Genomic DNA, 17195 nt, shown 5'->3' with positions numbered 1-17195 from the left:
GGCACTCAAGAACCGGGCTCCGCCGATCCAGCCCCGCCGGCGTTCGAGGCGCAGGGCCGGGCGGAGCCCGGTGCCCGGCGGAGCCGGGTTCCCCGGAGCCGCGCCCGCTCAGGCGGACCGCCGCCCGGGCTCCGCACGCTCCCGTACCGCCACCGCATACGCGTACGCCGCCGACATCAGCGTCATGTGATGGTGCCAGCCCGGGAAGGACCGCCCCTCGAAGTCGAGGAGCCCGAACTCGTCGGCCAGCGAACCGAGTACCGCTCCGGACCGGGCCGACCCCCGCACCAGGTGCAGCAGGTCGTCCATCCGGTGGCGGTTCATATTGGTGAGCCAGACGGGCCCACCGCTCCGTCCGTCCGGCCGCCGTTCGCCGAACAGCCGGTAGATCTGCTGCGCCCCCCGCCCGGCCGAATCCCCCTCCGGCACCCGGACCAGCGCCGAGTGGATGCGCTGCTGCTGTTGCCGTTGCGAACGGGCACCGGGGCCGGCGAGCGGCATGGTGTACGGGTGGCTGGTGTTGCCCAGCCGGGCGAAGTCGCCCGCGGTGGTCCCACCGCGCCCGGGCGTGCGTGCGGGATCCCCGCCGGGCGCCAGGGCGGCGGCGCGGACCGGGAGAGCAGGCGGTACGGACACCAGGAAGTCGTGCCCGCGGCGGCCGAGCACGCCGATCAGCGCGGCGGCATTGCCGAGGCGGCTCAGGTCGGCGACCACCGGCGGATGCGCCGACGAGGTACGGGCGGCGATCGAGTCGACGAGCTCCAGTACGAGGGCCTCCGGGGCCTGGTGGACGGCCTCGGGGGAGATGCGCGCGCGGCGGCGCAGCACGGGATCGGTCACCCAGGCCTCGGGAAGCGCCAGCCGCCAGTCGACGGGGACGCTCATGCCGTCCAGGGACAGGAAGAGGCAGAACCCCAACTGGCAGTTGACGATGCGTCCGGCGACCGGATCGAAGCGGCGGTGCACGCCGACCGAGTGCTCACCGCGTTTGGGGAAGCACACCTGCCCGATCGTCCAGGACCGCACGGGGTGTCGTTCCTCCACCCACCGGAGCAGTTCCGTGCGAGCCGGATTCCAGTCCCAGGGACTCGCGTTGATGAACTGCTGCAGCGACTGGGACGCCGTGGGCGACTCGGTGACGGAGGCCGCGAGCCTGCGTACGGACTTCTTTCCCGGGGTGGTGAGCAGTCCCTGCAGGTAGACCCGGGCCCAGCGCCGCTGGTCGGCTCTCGGTAAGTGACCGAAGAGGCGTTCCGTGAAGTCGGCCAGGGCGGTGTCACCGGCAGTCAGGGCTCTGGTCCTCGTCCGTGTCGTCATCTGTCTCCCCCTCCACTGCGGACGTCGGCGTGCGCCGTCGGTAGTACTCATAGAATACAGAACGTTCGTTTTTTTTCTAGCGAACCCGTGGCGCCCCGCCCACGACTTCGGCACGTTGGATCCGGCGGCCTGCGGCGCCCGTGCCGCAGCCGCGGGCGGGCCGTCCCCGGGGGGCCGGGGCATGGGCGCTTCTTCGTCAAGTCGGCGTTGTCGGCGGCCGGCGCCGGGGCGACGCTGGAGGCCGCCGTCTCCCCGCGGGGTGCAATGGCGAGTGAGGAACGACCTGGATGGCAGTGATAGCGCAGTGGTGAAGCAAGAGCGCGGCGTACGCACCCGTAATCATCTGATCTCGGTGGCCGCCGCTGAATTCGACAGCAATGGGTACGACGGGACCTCGCTTTCCCGGCTGAGCCGCTCCGCCGGAATTTCGATCGGAGCGCTCACCTTTCACTTCGCGGCGAAGGGGGAGTTGGCTTCCGCCGTCGAGGATTCGGGGCGCGCGGCCACCCGCAGGGTGGTCGAGGGGGTGACGTCCCGCGGCGGCCCGGCGCTGGACACCGTTTCCGCGCTCGTGCTCGCTCTCGGCCGGCTGATCGAGACGGATGCGGCCGTGCGCGCCGCGGCGCGGCTGACCCAGGAGCGGGTGGGTGCCGGACCCGACTGGTGCGGATGCTGGCTCCCTGACGTCAAGGACCTGCTCGAACAGGCCGCCGAGCAGGGTCAGCTGGACCCCGAGGTCGACCCGTGCCCGGTCGCCCTGCTGACGGCGCACCTGGTGGGCGGTGTCGTCACCCGGGTGCGCCGGGGCCGGGGTGAGCGCCATGGCGCGGTGACCGGCGAGCTCGGGGAACTGTGGCGGCTCATCCGGCGTGGCATCGCGGCCCCGACGGACCCGGAAATGCCCAAGTAGGAAGAAAAGCAGGGTAATTCAAGCCAGCGGAGCGCGGTTCGCCCTAGCGTCGGTGGCATGAATTCCACACCTCACCGGATAACCAAAGCAGTGATCCCCGCCGCGGGGCTCGGAACCCGATTCCTCCCGCTGACCAAGGCCACCCCGAAGGAAATGCTTCCGGTGGTCGACAAGCCGGCCATCCAGTACGTGGTGGAAGAGGCCGTCGCGGCGGGGATGTCCGACATCCTCATGGTCACCGGACGCAACAAGCGGCCGCTGGAGGACCACTTCGACCGCAACTACGAGCTGGAGGAGGCCCTCCAGCGCCGGGGTGATCAGGACAAACTCAGGAGCGTCTGCGCCTCCACCGAACTCGCCGACATCCACTACGTGCGCCAGCGGGACCCCAAGGGCCTCGGGCACGCCGTCCTGTGCGCCGCGCCCCACGTCGGGCGGGAGCCCTTCGCCGTCCTCCTGGCCGACGACCTGATCGACCCCCGCGACCCCCTGCTCGCCCGTATGGCCGAGGTGCGGGAGCGGCTCGGCGGCAGTGTCGTGGCCCTCATGGAAGTGGATCCGCAGGCGATCCACCTGTACGGATGCGCCGCGGTGGAGCGGTCGGGCGGCGGTGACGGCGTACGCATCACCGAGCTGGTGGAGAAGCCGGAGCCCGGTACCGCGCCCAGCAACCTGGCCGTCATCGGCCGCTACCTCCTCGACCCGGAGATCTTCGAGGTCCTGCGGAACACCGCCCCGGGGCGCGGCGGAGAGATCCAGCTCACGGACGCGCTGCGCACGCTGGTCCGGGCCGGCCGCCCCGTGCACGGCGTCGTCTTCTCCGGCCGGCGCTACGACACCGGGGACCGCGCCGAGTACCTGCGTGCGACGGTCCGGCTCGCTTGCGAGCGCGCGGACCTGGGCCCCGAATTCCTGGCCTGGCTGAGGGAGTTCGTACGGGCGGAAGAGCTCGTGGGGGTCTGAGCGGCCGCTCGGTGGGCGACCGGGGAACTTCCGCGGTCGCCCACCCCACCAGGCACTCCCTCGCCAACTTGCCCAGATCTCAACGGGGTTCGGCTTCCCGATTGGTTACCGAACGGTAATTACGTAATTTCTTCCCCGGGGCCGCCCCACCGAACGGAGCGGCGCCCGAAGCACCGAGTGCACAGAAGGAGGTGAACTTCATGGACCAGCCGAACCCGCGGCACGCGACGCGGACCCCCGGCGTCGCGGTCGAGGTGCCGGTCGGCGCACTGCGCGCCGCGGATTCCCCCCGCACCGTCCAGGTGGACGAGAGCCATGCACAGGCCCTCGCGCAGTCCGGCCGGACGCTGCCGCCGCTGCTCGTGCACCGCCCCACCATGCGGATCATCGACGGCACGCACCGGTTGCGGGCCGCCGTACTGCGCGGGCAGGACACGGTGGGAGTGACGTACTTCGACGGCAGCGCCGAGGACGCGTTCGTGCTCTCGGTCGAGGCCAACACCAGTCACGGGCTCCCGCTGACCCACGCGGAACGGACCGCCGCGGCGTTGCGGATCCTGCGGTCCCACCCCGACTGGTCCGACCGCGGCATCGCGCGGCGGACGGGGCTGGCGGGCAAGACCGTCGGGGCACTACGACGCCGCGAGACTCCGGGGCCCGCCCCACCGGGCCGTGTCGGCCAGGACGGCCGCGTCCGGCCGGCCGACCCGGTCCGCGGCCGGGAGGCCGCGGCCCGGCTGCTGGCCGGCCGTCCCACCGCGTCGCTTCGGCAGATCGCGCGGGAGGCGGGCATCGCGCCCTCGACCGTGCGGGACGTACGGCGCCGGATCGGAGCGGGCGCGGACCCCGTACCGGCCGCCCAGCGGCGCTCCGGCAACACCCCCGCCCCCGCACCGCCTCCGGTCCCCGCCCGGGTCCGGGGGCAACCACTGCCCGTACTGGTCACCAGCCTGTGCAAGGACCCCCTGCTCAGGCTGAGCGATGCGGGCAGGCTCCTGCTCCGGATGCTCGACCTCCAGGTGAGCGGACTGCGCCAGTGGGAGCGGATCGTCGCCGCGATACCCCCGTACCGCGTGGAGACGGCGGCCGCCGCGGCCGCCCAGTGCGCACGGGACTGGCAGGAACTGTCCGAAGAACTCCGGCGCCGCGCCTCGGCGCAAACCCCTGCCTGAGCCGGCTTCCCCGGCGAGTACCGGCCTTCGAGTCGAAGGCCTCAGTTGTGATCGAAAGGATGTATGGCGATGTCGGTTGTCGAGGGAGCGCGTGTTGACGCGGGTTCAGGGGAGGGGGGAGGAGCCGAGGGGCCCGTTCGTCTGGATGGGCGTCTCAGGTTGGTGCTGGTGGTGCTGCTGGTGGCGCAGTTCATGCTGGCGGTTGATTTCTCGATTTTGAATGTGGCGTTGCCGGTGATCGGTGACGGGCTTGGTTTCTCGTTGTCGAATCTGCAGTGGATCGCGACGTCGTTCGCGTTGTGTGCTGCTGGTTTCACGCTGTTGTTCGGTCGGGTGGCGGACCTGTTCGGTCGGCGCCGGCTGTTCCTGGTGGGTCTGGCGGTGCTGGGTCTGTCGTCGCTGGCGGGTGGTCTGGCGACCAGCCCGGAGATGCTGCTGGTGGCGCGTGTGTTCCAGGGTCTTGCGACGGCGGCGGTGACGCCGGCGGGTCTGTCGCTGCTGACGACGTCGTTCCCGGAGGGGCCGTTGCGTCAGAAGGCGCTGGGTCTGAACGGTGCGTTGATGTCGGCGGGGTTCACGACGGGCGCGATCCTGGGCGGTGTCCTGACGGATCTGCTGTCGTGGCGGTGGGCGTTCTTCATCAATGTGCCGGTGGCGCTGGCGGTGTTGTTCATCGCTCCTGCGGTGATCAAGGAGTCGCGTCCGTCGGTGCGTCCGAAGCTGGACCTGCCCGGTGCCACGGCGGTGACGCTGGGTCTGCTTGCGCTGATCTACGGCCTGACCCAGGCCGGTGAGCACGGCTGGGGCTCGGGGAGTGCGCTGGCGTGGCTGGCGGCGGGTGTGGTGCTGCTGGTGGTGTTCTATGCGATCGAGTCGAAGAGTGCCGCTCCTCTCGTGCCGGTGTCGGTGCTGAAGAAGAAGACGGTGGCGTGGGGCAATATCGCGGGTCTGATCGCGTTCCTGACGGAGACGAGTCTGGTCTTCCTGATGACGCTGTACCTGCAGGAAGTCTTGGACTTCTCGCCGCTGACGGCGGGTCTGTCGTTCGGTGTGCTGGGTATCGGCACGGTGATCGGCGGTTCGATCGCCCCGCGGGTGATCGGGGCGACGAGCACCCGCAGCACACTGATCATCGGTGGTGTGTTGCAGGCGGTCGCGACGTTGAGTCTGATCGCGCTGGGTGAGACCTCGTCGAGCATGTGGTTGCTGCTGGTCGCGACGTTCGCGGGTGGTGTGGGCAACATGCTGGTGATCGTCGGGTTCATGGTGACGGCCACCACCGGTCTGCCGGACCACGAGCAGGGCATGGCGACGGGTCTGGCGACCATGACGCAGCAGGTCGGTATCACGATGGGTACGCCGATCATGTCGGCGATCGCCGCGGCCAACACCGACATCCACGCCGGCATCACCACCGCGGTCATCGTCAACACCGCCATCGTCGTCCTCGGCACCCTCACCACCGCCCTCTTCCTCCGGAACAAGGCCGCGAAGGACCTCGCCGCCGCCGGCTGAGCCCCCTGACCGACCCTCCCCCCCCAGAGGCGTCCCGGCACGGCCTCTTCCCCCCGACCGTGCCGGGGCGCCCCCTCCCCAAGGTCTCCCTCCCCAAGGTCTCCTCTTCTCAAGGAACGTGATGGACCTCCGTATCGAAGACCGCGTGTACCTCGTGACCGGCGCGTCGTCCGGAATCGGCGAGGCAACCGTCCGCCTCCTGGCCACCGAGGGCGCCACCGTCGTCGGCGTCGCCCGCAAGCCCTGGAGCACCGAAGCCCTCGGCGACCGGGTCAGCACCGTGGCCGCCGACCTCACCGACCCGGACGCCGCCCGCCACGTGGCCGACACGGTCATCGAACGCCACGGCCGGCTCGACGGCCTCGTCAACAACGTCGGCGCACTGGAGTCCCGTACCGGCTTCCTCGACGTGACCGACGAGCAGTGGAAGAGCACCTTCGAGGTCAACTTCCACTCCGCGGTCCGCATGACCCGCGCGGCCCTCCCCGCGCTCCTCGACACCGGGGCGGGTGCCCTCGTACACATCGCGAGCGAGGCCGCCCGCTTCCCCGACCCGGGCATCGTCGACTACGCCGCCACCAAGACGGCGCTGCTCTCCCTCTCCAAGTCCCTCGCCGCGGAGTTCGGCGTACGCGGCGTGCGCTCCAACGTGGTCTCGCCCGGGCCCACCCGGACCGCGCTCTTCGACGCCCCCGGTGGGTTCGCCGAGCAGCTCGGCGAACGGTTCGGCCTCCCGGCCGACGAGGCCGTCGACCACTTCATCCGCGAGGTACGCCGACTCCCCAGCGGCCGCATCGGCAGCCCCGACGACGTCGCCGGCGTCATCGCGTACCTGCTCTCGCCCCTCGCGGGACAGGTCACCGGTGCCGAGTGGAGCGTCGACGGCGGCGCCCTGCGACAGGTCTGACCGGGCCGATGCGCGCTTCCCTCCTCGCCCTCGCCATAGGTGCCTTCGGCATCGGGACGACCGAGTTCGTCATCGTCGGTCTGCTCCCGGAAGTCGCCGACGACCTGTCCGTCTCCATCCCCTCCGCCGGCATGCTGGTCACCGGCTACGCCCTCGGCGTGGTCGTCGGTGCACCGCTCATGACCGCGGCCGGTGCCCGGCTGCCGCGCAAGACCATGCTCGTCGTCCTCATGGCCATCTTCATCGCGGGCAACCTGCTCTGCGCCCTGGCCGGCGACTACACCGCCCTCATGGGCGGGCGGCTGATCGCCGCCCTCACACACGGCGCGTTCTTCGGGATCGGCTCCGTCGTGGCCGCCGACCTGGTGGCCCCCGACCGGCGGGCCAGCGCCATCGCCCTGATGTTCACCGGCCTCACCCTGGCCAATGTGCTCGGCGTACCGCTGGGCACCTTCCTGGGCCAGGAGTTCGGCTGGCGCTCGACCTTCTGGGCGGTCACCGGCATCGGGATCGTCGGACTGCTCGGTCTGATCGCCCTGGTGCCGGCACAGCCCGCGCCGGAACGCGGAGCCCTGCGCGGCGAACTCGCCGTCTTCCGCAAGCCCCAGGTGTGGCTGGCGCTGACGACCACGGTCCTCGGTTTCGGCGGGGTCTTCGCCTCCTTCACCTACCTCGCGCCGATGATGACGGAACTGGCCGGCTTCTCCGACGGCGCGGTCGCCTGGCTCCTCGTCCTCTTCGGCACCGGGCTGTGCGTGGGCAACGTACTCGGCGGCCGGGCCGCCGACCGGGCCCTGATGCCCAGCCTGTACCTGATCCTCGGCGGCCTCTGCCTGGTCCTGGTGATCTTCACCTTCACCTCGCACGCCGCCGTGCCCGCCGCGATCACCCTGGCCGCCTTCGGGGCGATCGGATTCGCGACGGTGCCCCCGCTGCAGGCACGTGTGATGCAGCAGGCCGCCGGGGCCCCGGCCCTCGCCTCCGCGGCGAACATCGCGGCCTTCAACCTCGGCAACGCCCTCGGGGCCTGGCTCGGCGGCCTCGCCGTCGCCCACGGCCTCGGGTGGACCTCGCCGACCTGGATCGGTGCCGGACTGGCCGCGGCCGGTCTGGGCACCGCGGCGCTCTCCGGCCGGCTCGACCGCCGCGGCCACGGCGGCCATGGCAGCCGCGGGAGCGGCGCGAGCGGCGGGCCGCACTCGCGGCCCGGCGCAGAGCTCCCCACCGCACCACTCACGCACGCACCGGGTGCCGGTACCGGCACCCACTCCATCGTCGAACAGAAGTCGAGGTAGACGCACATGAACGGTGTCGATCGCCGGACCATGCTCACGCGCAGCGCGGCCGTCGTCGGAGGCGCTGCGGTGGCCGGCGCCCTGTCCGGCCCCGTGGCGGCAGCCGCCCCGAGCGCCTCCGGCGACGCGGCCCGCGCCGCCGCCGCCGGGACCGGGTCCGTCGTCAGGCCGGGGGACCCGCGCTACGAGATGCTCACCACCGGCAACAACCAGCGGTTCGTGGCCCGCCCGGACTACATCAAGATGGTCCGCTCGACCGCAGACGCCGAACGCGCGCTCAGAGACGCGGTCCGGGCGGGCAAGCGGGTCTCGGTGCGCAGCGGCGGCCACTGCTTCGCCGACTTCGCGGCCCACTCCGGCACCCAGGTCATCATCGACTTCTCGGAGATGACGCACGTCGGCTACGACCCGAAGTTCCGCGCGTTCGTCGTCGAGGCGGGCGCCCGCCTGATCAACGTGTACGAGGCCCTCTACAAGGGCTGGGGCGTCACCATCCCCGGCGGCATCTGCTACAGCGTCGGAGCCGGCGGACACATAGCCGGCGGCGGCTACGGACTGCTCTCCCGGGCCCACGGCCTGGTCGTCGACCACCTCTACGCCGTGGAGGTCGTGGTGACGGACGGGAAGGGCGGCGTACGCACCGTCGTGGCCACCCGGGAGAAGAACGACCCGAACCGGGAGCTGTGGTGGGCGCACACCGGCGGGGGCGGCGGCAACTTCGGCCTGGTCACCCGCTACTGGTTCCGCTCCCCGGACGCCAAGGGCTCCGAGCCCTCCGAACAGCTGATCTCCCCGCCGTCGAAGGTCCTGGTGAGCGCCGTCGACTTCCCCTGGGAGCAGTTGACGGAGGCGAAGTTCACCCGGCTGCTGAAGAACTTCGGTGCCTGGCACGCCGCCAACAGCGCGCCCGACTCCCCCTACCGCAACCTCTCCAGCCTGTTCAACGTCAGCTCCAAGGCGCACGGCAGCCTGGGCATGTTCACCCAGGTCGACGCGACGGTGCCGAACGCCAGAAAACTGCTCGACGACTACCTGGCGGCCATCACGGCCGGCACGGGAGTCACCCCGAAGGCACTCACCCGCCCCACCGGAGAGCTGCCCGCCATGCCACAGTTCGCGGAGCCCAGGACCCTGCCCTGGCTCCAGGCGACCAGACTGGTCGGCACCAACAACCCGGTCATCACCAACCCCACCTCACGCGGCGCGCACAAGTCCGCGTACATGCGCAAGAACTTCACCGACCATCAGATCTCCGCGCTCTACCAGTACATGAGCCGGCCGGACTTCAAGAACCCGGACACCATGCTGGTGCTCTTCTCCTTCGGCGGGCAGGTCAACGCCATGGCACCCGACGCGACGGCGAACGCGCAGCGCTCGTCCATCTTCAAGATGTGCTTCCAGACGTTCTGGCAGGACGAGGGCGAGGACGCGTACTACCTGGGCTGGCTGCGCGACCTGTACGAGGACTTCTTCTCGGCGACCGGTGGCGTACCGCTGATCGACGACAGCACCGACGGCTGCTACATCAACTACCCCGACCGTGACATCACCGACCCCCGTCGCAACAGGTCCGGCGTGCCCTGGCAGACGCTCTACTACAAGGACAACTACCCGCGCCTGCAGCAGGTGAAGAAGAAGTACGACCCGTCCGACTTCTTCCGTCACTCGATGTCGATCAAGCCTGCCCGAGGCTGACCCCGGCCCACCCGTAACCCCTGGTCAGAAGCCCCGTACTCCGGTCTCCGGAGTGCGGGGCTTCTGTCGTTCCCGGCCAACCGTTCGAGTGGCCGGGGGCGTTCGTTGACTGTCCGGCCGGCTCCGGGAAAGCTGTGTCTTGGCCGGAAGAGGGCAGCCGAAAAGCCCCTCGCAGTGAGATCCGATCCCCTGGCCACCACCTCCGAAAGGCCCGCGGCACAGCGCCGTGCCGCGCCCCCGCACGCCCCGCCACGGCTCGATTTCCCACGCGTCAGAAAGTAGAGGAAGCCATGCGTTCCGTCGCCGTAGTCCTCGGCACCCGGCCGGAAGCCATCAAGTTCGCGCCCGTCATCCGCGCCCTCCAGGACGACCCGCGCTTCGAGCCCGTCGTGATCTCCACCGGGCAGCACCGCCAGATGCTCGACGAGACCCTCGACGCCTTCGGCCTCACCGCCGACGTCGACCTGAAAGTGATGGCCCCCAAGCAGACCCTCTCCCAGGTCACCTACCGCTCGCTGCGCGGCCTGGAGGACTACTTCGCCACCGCGCCCGCAGACGCGGTCCTGGTCCACGGCGACACCGCCACCACCCTCACCGGGGCCCTGGCCGGATTCCACCAGCGGATCCCCGTCGTCCACGTCGAGGCCGGACTGCGCAGCGGCCGGCTCGGCTCGCCCTTCCCCGAGGAGGGCAACAGACGACTCGTCGCGCAGGTCGCCGCCCTCCACCTGGCCCCCACCCCCGGCAACCTGGCGAACCTGCTCCGCGAGGGCATCGCCGCCGACACGATCACCGTCACCGGCAACACCGTCATCGACGCCCTGCGCTGGGCCAGCGGCCGCGCCGAGAGCTACGGCGACCCGGCCCTGGCCGACCTCGACCGCGACCCGCGCCGGGTCGTCCTGGCCTCCGCCCACCGCCGCGAGGCCTGGCCGCACCTGCCGCAGATCGGCCAGGCCCTGGCCCGCATCGCCGACGAGCCCGGAGTGCGCGTCGTCGTCCCGCTGCACCGCAACCCCGTCGTCCGCGAGGCGCTCCTCCCGTACATCGGCAGCCACCCGAGCATCACCGTCGTCGACCCGCTGCCCTACCTCAGCTTCTGCAAGCTCATGGGCCGCGCCGACGTCATCGTCTCGGACAGCAGCGGCAGCCAGGAGGAAGGGCCCGCGCTCGGCAAGCCCACGCTCGTCCTCGGCGACGTCACCGAGCGGTCCGAAGCCATCGTCGCCGGCACCGCCTGCCTGGTCGGAACGGCCACCGAGGGCATCGTCACCCGCACCCTGGCCCTGCTGCGCGACCGGGCCGAGTACGACCGGATGGCCAACGCCGCCAACCCGTACGGCGACGGACGGGCCACCACCCGCACGGTCGCCGCCCTCGCCCACTTCTTCGGCCTGGGCCCCGCGCCCGAGCCCTTCGTCCCCGACAGCGCCGTCGACGAGCTCAGCGTCGAGCTCGCCCGCACGGCCGACTTCGCCCGCACCTGAACCCCGGAGAGGAACCGCCGCATGAGCGCCACCCCGTCCGCCGCCGAACGCCCGCTGAACTTCAGCACCCCCTACCTGAGGGCCGCGCTCGTCCGTGACGCCGTGGACTACACCGTCGAAGGCCGCACCATCGTCGTCAACCCCGGCGTGACGCCCGTGACCATCGCGGAGACACCGCGCAAGACCATCCCCCCGCTCTCCTCGACCGTCCTCGCCGACACCCGCATCGAGAAGGCCGACGCGCTCCTCCTCCTGCGCACCGCCCCCGACGGCACCGACATCACCGGCATCACCGCGGAACCCGGCTGGTCCCACCTCGCCGACCTCCTCGGCCCCGGCGCATTCCCCCGCGAGACCGCCCTGTACCGCAGCCCCCAGGACGACATCAACACCGTCCTGTTCGACCCGGCACACGTACTCGGCGAGCGCGAGAGCGCCATGGACCTGCGCGAGTTCAACGTCCGCGCCAACCTCTGGTTCTCACCCGCCGGCACCGACTGCGCCGTCCACAACCAGCACGACTTCATCGAGGTCCACACCCAGGTCCACGGCCTGGGCCGGATGCAGCGCTTCCGGGACCGCGACCACGCCTCGCTCTACCAGGACGTCCTGATGAGCCCCGGCTACACCACCCCGGACCCCTTCTGCGCCACCGGCCCCCAGTGCACCTACCACTACCCCTGGCACCAGTACCGGGCCGACACCGACTGCATCTGGCTCGCCATCGAGTACCACCCCGTACCCCGCGCGCTGCGCACCCTCCACCCCGCGAACGCCCTCACCTCCCTGGAGAGCCACTCATGACCACCACCGGCACCGGCAAGCACCCCGAGCCCGCCCTGCGCGCCCCGAAGTTCACCGCCGAGGTCGTCGCCGACCAGCTCCGCGACGGCTACTGGCTGGAGGCGCCCGACATCGACGGTGACGGCAAGCCCGACCTGTTCGGCTACGGGCTGCGGCTCGGCGAGATCTACTGGTACGCCAACGACGGCGACTGGACCCGCCGGCTGATAGCCGACCGCATCAAGATGCCCGTCGGCGCCGACTTCGCCGACGTCAGCGGCAACGGCCACCCCGACGTCATCGTCTGCTACGACCTCTACGGCCCGATCGGCACGATCCACGACGCCAACACCGAAGGCGGAAAGATCGACTGGCTGGAGAACCCGGGCACCCCCGACAAGGACGAGTCGCGCTGGAAGCGGCACTACGTCGGCCGCGCCACCGGTATGCACCGGCTGCGCGCCGGCCACTTCACCCGCACCGACCGGCTCCAGATCATCGGCCTGCCGATCGTCGCCAAGGAGGACGTCCACGCCGTACTGCCCGTCGTGCTGTTCACCCAGCCCGACGACGTGCACACTGCGGAGGAGTGGCCGATGACCGTCATCGACGACAGCCACTTCCGGATGATCCACGGCGCCGAGAAGAAGCAGGGCCTGGTCCCCGGTTCCGACCTCGAATCCCTGCTGCTGGCGTCCGACGAGGGCGTCACCTGGCTCTGGTTCGACGAAGCCCGCCAGGAGTGGGTCCGCGAGCTGATCGGCACGGGCGAGCTCACCCAGTTCGAGCAGACCGGCTTCCGCGGCAGCGGCGACCTCAACGCGGGCCGGCTCGGCGACGACCCGATGGCCTACGTCGCCGCCATCGAGCCCTTCCACGGCAACACCGTGGCCGTCTACACGAAGGACACCGAGGGCGACGGCTGGAACCGCGTCCTGCTCGACGTGTACGGCGACCCCAACGAGAACGGCGAAGGCCCCGGCCACCAGATCGTCTGCGCCGACTTCGACGGCGACGGCGACGAGGAGTTCCTCGTGGCCCTGCGCGGACCGTGGCCCTGGCAGGGCGTCATGTACTACAAGGCGATCGACGCGGCCAACGGTGTCTGGGCCAAGTGGCGGGTCTCCGAGGAGTCCGTCGCCCGCATCGCCACGGCCGACTTCAACGGGGACGGCCGCCTCGACTTCGCCACCATCGCGTACTCCGTCCAGAACTACTACGTGGCCAAGGACGCCAAGCTCATGGTCTACCGCAACGAGATCGACCAGTAGCCGGCACCCGGCCCCACCGGGCAGTCCCGTACGCCCCTTCGCGCCACCGGGACCGCGCACCGCACGGCGGAGCACGGTCCCGGGCCGTCCCCCGACGAACCCCACTTCCGAAAGAGCGATTCCCTGTGGCCTCCACGACGTCCCCCGACGCCGCGAAGCGGGCGAAGCTGCCCTCACTGACCGGCCTGCGGTTCTTCGCCGCACTCTCCGTCTTCTTCTTCCACTCGTCCCTGACCGACTCCCCGATCCCGCCGAACGCGCCCATCAACCCCTTCGCCGACGCCGGCATCGCGGACGGGTTCTCCACCGCCTTCGGCAAGGCCGGCTACCTGGGAGTCTCCTTCTTCTTCGTCCTCTCGGGCTTCGTCCTCGCCTGGGCCGCCAAGCCCGGCGAGCGCGTCACCGCCTTCCTGCGCCGCCGGCTCCTGAAGATCTTCCCCAACCACCTCGTCGTCTTCGCCGCCGCGATGATCCTCTTCGCCGGCTCGGCCGTCACCGGCGTCGCCGACTGGCTCCCGAACCTCTTCCTCATCCACACCTGGTGGCCGCAGCCCACCGTCAACCTCAGCGTCAACCCGCCCAGCTGGTCCCTCGGCAGCGAGCTGCTCTTCTACATGCTCTTCCCGGCCCTCATCGTGCCGATACGCAAGCTCCGCGGCCGGACCGCCCTGTGGGGCTGGAGCGCCGCGATGATCGCCGGGATGGTCGCCCTCCAGCTGGTCGCCACCTACTTCGTCCCCGACACCCCGAAGTCCACCATCACGCCGATCTCCGGGATGCAGTTCTGGTTCGGCTACCTGCTCCCGGCCGGCCGCCTCTTCGAGTTCGTCCTCGGCATCCTGCTCGCCCGGATCGTCCTCGCGGGACTGTGGCCGCGCCGTGTCGGCTTCGGCGTCTCCCTCGTGCTCACGGTCCTCGGCTACGCCGCCGCGCTCGTCGCCCCGTTCCAGTACGGATTCGTCGTCGCCACGATCATCCCGGTCGCCGCGCTCATCGGGGCCACCGCACAGGCCGACGTGGACGGCCGGGCCACCTTCCTGCGCAGCAGGCCCATGGTGTGGCTGGGCGAGGTGTCCTTCGGCTTCTACCTCGTCCAGGGCGTCACGATCTTCTACCTGCGCTCGCTGCTCGGTGAGAACACCTACAGCGTCCCGGTCGCCCTGCTGGTGATCGCCGGCTTCTTCGCGGCGTCCCTGCTGGGGGGCTGGCTCCTGTTCCGCTTCGTCGAGATGCCCGCCATGCGCCGCTTCGGCCGCGCCAGGCCCCGGACACCGTCCGCTCCGGCACCCGCCCCGGCCCACGAGCCCTCCGGTGACCGGACCCCGGTCACCGCGGCCGCCCGGGACTGACCCGCCGCCCTACCGCTCCCCGCCCGCGTCGGCATCCGCCGACGCGGGCTTCGGGTTGTCGTGCCCCACCGCAGGACCGGCGGTCAGGCTCGACAGCATGCGCAGCGCGGCGTCGGAGGGGGAGGACTCGGGGGCGCTGTAGAGCAGCATCCGGTGGTTGGTGCCGTCGGTGAGGTGCAGGTTCTCGAAATCGAGGGTCAGCGGGCCCACGACCGGGTGGTGCAGGGTCTTGGTGCCGACCGTGCAGTCCCGTACGGGGTGCTTCGACCACAGCGAGGCGAAGTCGGGGCTCTGCAGCATGAGCGACCCGATGAGCTCGGCGAGCGCCCGGTCCTCCGGATTGCGCCCGGCGACCAGGCGCAGGGCCGCCAGGGCGACCCGGGCCTCGCCCTTCCAGTCCGTGTAGAGCTCCCGGGTGTGCGGATCCAGGAACAGCATCCGCGTGAGGTTCGGGCGAACGGCCGGATCGTCGGGGCCCGCGAAGTCGACGTGCCCCGCGAGCAGGGCGTGCCCCAGCGGATTCCAGGCGAGCACGTTGTTGCGGCCGTCCAGGACGACCGCCGGGACCTGCGGCATCGAGGCGATCAGCCGGCGCGTGGTGGCGCGGGCGTACTCGGGCCGCGGCGACGGGGCCCGCTTGGCGCGCGGCGGCCGGGCGAGGTTCAGCAGGTGCGCGTGCTCGTCCGGGGTCAGGCGCAGGGCCCGGGCCAGGGCGTCGAGGACGCTGTCCGAGGCGTTCGTGCTCTGCCCCTGCTCCAGGTGCGTGTAGTAGGTGATGCTCACTCCGGCCAGGAGGGCGAGCTCCTCACGCCGCAGCCCGGGCACGCGCCGACGGGTGCCGTGGGAGGGGAGCCCGACGTCCTCGGGCTGGAGCTGGGCGCGACGAGTGCGGAGGAACTCGCCCAGTGCAGTCGGTGTGTCCATGCGTTCCAGTGTGCCGGGGGAGGGCGCCGAACGCTGCCCGTGAAGGTGGCCCTGGGAGTGCTAGCTTGCGCGGCGCCAGCAACACCAGGGGGCTGGGTAACCCTCGCCGACCGGTCCAGAGTCGATGACGCAACAGCTCGTTGCGTGATCGAGAGGATGTGGTTCGCGGTGTCGGTCGTCGAGGGTGCGAGGGTCGTCGATACGGGAACGGAGGGGCCCGTTCGTCTGGATGGGCGTCTCAGGTTGGTGCTGGTGGTGCTGCTGGTGGCGCAGTTCATGCTGGCGGTTGATTTCTCGATTTTGAATGTGGCGTTGCCGGTGATCGGTGACGGGCTTGGTTTCTCGTTGTCGAATCTGCAGTGGATCGCGACGTCGTTCGCGTTGTGTGCTGCTGGTTTCACGCTGTTGTTCGGTCGGGTGGCGGACCTGTTCGGTCGGCGCCGGTTGTTCCTGGTGGGTCTGGCGGTGCTGGGTCTGTCGTCGCTGGCGGGTGGTCTGGCGACCAGTCCGGAGATGCTGCTGGTGGCGCGTGTGTTCCAGGGTCTTGCGACGGCGGCGGTGACGCCGGCGGGTCTGTCGCTGCTGACGACGTCGTTCCCGGAGGGGCCGTTGCGTCAGAAGGCGCTGGGTCTGAACGGTGCGTTGATGTCGGCGGGGTTCACGACGGGCGCGATCCTGGGCGGTGTCCTGACGGATCTGCTGTCGTGGCGGTGGGCGTTCTTCATCAATGTGCCGGTGGCGCTGGCGGTGTTGTTCATCGCTCCTGCGGTGATCAAGGAGTCGCGTCCGTCGGTGCGTCCGAAGCTGGACCTGCCCGGTGCCACGGCGGTGACGCTGGGTCTGCTTGCGCTGATCTACGGCCTGACGCAGGCCGGTGAGCACGGCTGGGGCTCGGGGAGTGCGCTGGCGTGGCTGGCGGCGGGTGTGGTGCTGCTGGTGGTGTTCTATGCGATCGAGTCGAAGAGTGCCGCTCCTCTCGTGCCGGTGTCGGTGCTGAAGAAGAAGACGGTGGCGTGGGGCAATATCGCGGGTCTGATCGCGTTCCTGACGGAGACGAGTCTGGTCTTCCTGATGACGCTGTACCTGCAGGAAGTGTTGGACTTCTCGCCGCTGACGGCGGGTCTGTCGTTCGGTGTGCTGGGTATCGGCACGGTGATCGGCGGTTCGATCGCCCCGCGGGTGATCGGGGCGACGAGCACCCGCAGCACACTGATCATCGGTGGTGTGTTGCAGGCGGTTGCGACGTTGAGTCTGATCGCGCTGGGTGAGACCTCGTCGAGCATGTGGTTGCTGCTGGTCGCGACGTTCGCGGGTGGTGTGGGCAACATGCTGGTGATCGTCGGGTTCATGGTGACGGCGACGACGGGTCTGCCGGATCACGAGCAGGGCATGGCGACGGGTCTGGCGACCATGACGCAGCAGGTCGGTATCACGATGGGTACGCCGATCATGTCGGCGATCGCCGCGGCCAACACCGACATCCACGCCGGCATCACCACCGCGGTCATCGTCAACACCGCCATCGTCGTCCTCGGCACCCTCACCACCGCCCTCTTCCTCCGCACCAAGCAGCCCAGCTGACGAAGTGCGCGCCTCCACTAAGGCAA

At 70.5% G+C, this 17195-nt stretch carries 14 protein-coding genes; 12 read left to right on the top strand and 2 right to left on the bottom strand.

Going from position 1 to position 17195, the window contains the following annotated elements:
• Positions 1-108: 108 nt before the first annotated feature.
• Positions 109-1317, bottom strand: a complete 1209-nt coding sequence (locus JYK04_RS09190; RefSeq protein WP_189734713.1) for an IS701 family transposase — start codon at positions 1315-1317, stop codon at positions 109-111.
• Positions 1318-1621: 304 nt separating this feature from the next.
• Here JYK04_RS09190 and JYK04_RS09185 point away from each other — a divergent pair, with 304 nt between their 5' ends.
• From JYK04_RS09185 to JYK04_RS09135, 11 genes are all read left to right on the top strand, one after another.
• Entirely contained in the window at positions 1622-2227 is a 606-nt protein-coding gene (locus JYK04_RS09185; protein ID WP_189734711.1) for a TetR/AcrR family transcriptional regulator, read from the top strand.
• Positions 2228-2284: 57 nt separating this feature from the next.
• Positions 2285-3190, top strand: a complete 906-nt coding sequence (galU, locus tag JYK04_RS09180; protein WP_189734709.1) for a UTP--glucose-1-phosphate uridylyltransferase GalU — start codon at positions 2285-2287, stop codon at positions 3188-3190.
• Between the two features lie 200 nt (positions 3191-3390).
• On the top strand, positions 3391-4362 hold the full coding sequence (locus tag JYK04_RS09175; protein ID WP_189734707.1) for a ParB/RepB/Spo0J family partition protein: 972 nt from the start codon (positions 3391-3393) through the stop codon (positions 4360-4362).
• A 69-nt stretch (positions 4363-4431) separates the two neighbouring features.
• A complete protein-coding gene (locus tag JYK04_RS09170; protein WP_189734705.1) occupies positions 4432-5877 on the top strand; it encodes an MFS transporter in 1446 nt (481 codons plus the stop codon).
• 121 nt (positions 5878-5998) lie between these two features.
• Positions 5999-6784 (top strand): SDR family NAD(P)-dependent oxidoreductase, encoded by a 786-nt coding sequence (locus JYK04_RS09165; protein WP_189734702.1) that lies wholly within the window; start codon positions 5999-6001, stop codon positions 6782-6784.
• Positions 6785-6792: 8 nt separating this feature from the next.
• Positions 6793-8079 carry an MFS transporter gene (locus JYK04_RS09160; protein ID WP_189734700.1) on the top strand — a complete coding sequence of 429 codons (1287 nt, stop codon included), beginning with the start codon at positions 6793-6795 and terminating at the stop codon, positions 8077-8079.
• A gap of 6 nt (positions 8080-8085) precedes the next feature.
• On the top strand, positions 8086-9774 hold the full coding sequence (locus JYK04_RS09155; RefSeq protein ID WP_189734698.1) for an FAD-binding oxidoreductase: 1689 nt from the start codon (positions 8086-8088) through the stop codon (positions 9772-9774).
• Positions 9775-10064: 290 nt separating this feature from the next.
• On the top strand, positions 10065-11261 hold the full coding sequence (gene wecB / locus JYK04_RS09150) for a non-hydrolyzing UDP-N-acetylglucosamine 2-epimerase (RefSeq protein WP_189734696.1): 1197 nt from the start codon (positions 10065-10067) through the stop codon (positions 11259-11261).
• A gap of 21 nt (positions 11262-11282) precedes the next feature.
• A complete protein-coding gene (locus JYK04_RS09145; RefSeq protein ID WP_189734694.1) occupies positions 11283-12065 on the top strand; it encodes a hypothetical protein in 783 nt (260 codons plus the stop codon).
• Positions 12062-13315, top strand: coding sequence for an FG-GAP repeat domain-containing protein (locus JYK04_RS09140; protein ID WP_189734692.1), 1254 nt, complete (start codon positions 12062-12064; stop codon positions 13313-13315). The genes JYK04_RS09145 and JYK04_RS09140 overlap by 4 nt, the downstream gene beginning before the upstream one ends.
• Before the next feature lie 125 nt (positions 13316-13440).
• Positions 13441-14664 (top strand): acyltransferase family protein, encoded by a 1224-nt coding sequence (locus JYK04_RS09135; RefSeq protein ID WP_189734690.1) that lies wholly within the window; start codon positions 13441-13443, stop codon positions 14662-14664.
• 9 nt (positions 14665-14673) lie between these two features.
• On the opposite strand, the gene JYK04_RS09130 is transcribed toward JYK04_RS09135, so the two are convergent.
• Positions 14674-15588 (bottom strand): helix-turn-helix domain-containing protein, encoded by a 915-nt coding sequence (locus JYK04_RS09130; protein ID WP_189734688.1) that lies wholly within the window; start codon positions 15586-15588, stop codon positions 14674-14676.
• Positions 15589-15744: 156 nt separating this feature from the next.
• On the opposite strand from JYK04_RS09130, the gene JYK04_RS09125 reads away from it, so the two are divergent.
• A complete protein-coding gene (locus JYK04_RS09125) occupies positions 15745-17169 on the top strand; it encodes an MFS transporter (RefSeq protein ID WP_189734802.1) in 1425 nt (474 codons plus the stop codon).
• Positions 17170-17195 lie beyond the last annotated feature (26 nt).

It is taken from the genome of Streptomyces nojiriensis, assembly GCF_017639205.1.
Lineage (GTDB): Bacteria > Actinomycetota > Actinomycetes > Streptomycetales > Streptomycetaceae > Streptomyces > Streptomyces nojiriensis.
Note: the sequence above shows the minus strand (reverse complement) of the source record. Positions and strands in the feature narration are given on the sequence as shown.